Below are 607 nucleotides of genomic sequence, written 5' to 3'. Positions count from 1 at the left end.
CAAACGATGCTAAGGCAAATGTGACGATTCCAAGCAACCAAGGTGATCAAACAGTACCTAACGTAACCGGTAAGACGGGTGAACATGTCACTGTTGATGTGCCGCCGCTTGAAGGTTACACACCGGATAAAACGACCGTACCGGCGACAGTGAATGCCGACGGCACGATCACCGTTGATAACCCAACGACCACAGGTAAAGTAACCTACACACCAAACGATGCCAAGGCAAATGTGACGATTCCAAGCAACCAAGGTAATCAAACGGTACCTGATGTAACTGGTAAGACGGGCGAACATGTTGATGTCACAGTACCAGTGAAGCCGGGCTACACAGCGGATAAGCCAACGGTACCGGCGACAGTAAATGCCGACGGCACGATCACCGTTGATAACCCAACGACCACAGGTAAAGTAACCTACACACCAAATGATGCCAAGGCAAATGTGACGATTCCAAGCAACCAAGGTAATCAAACAGTACCCGATGTAACTGGTAAGACAGGCGAACATGTCACTGTTGATGTGCCATTACTTAAAGGTTACACACCAGATAAAACGACGGTACCAGCCACAGTTAATCCAGATGGCACGATCACGGTCGATAA

General features: G+C 48.8%; 1 protein-coding gene. It reads left to right on the top strand.

What is annotated here, in order from left to right; genetic code table 11:
* A partial coding sequence (locus tag CES79_RS12085) for a MucBP domain-containing protein (protein ID WP_191983087.1) occupies positions 1-607 on the top strand: 607 nt, incomplete at both ends.

Origin of the sequence: Secundilactobacillus silagei JCM 19001 (assembly GCF_002217945.1) — a bacterium.
GTDB classification, from domain to species: Bacteria; Bacillota; Bacilli; order Lactobacillales; family Lactobacillaceae; genus Secundilactobacillus; species Secundilactobacillus silagei.
The sequence above is the reverse complement of the archived record's forward strand: the minus strand, read 5'-3'. Positions and strand labels throughout refer to the sequence as shown.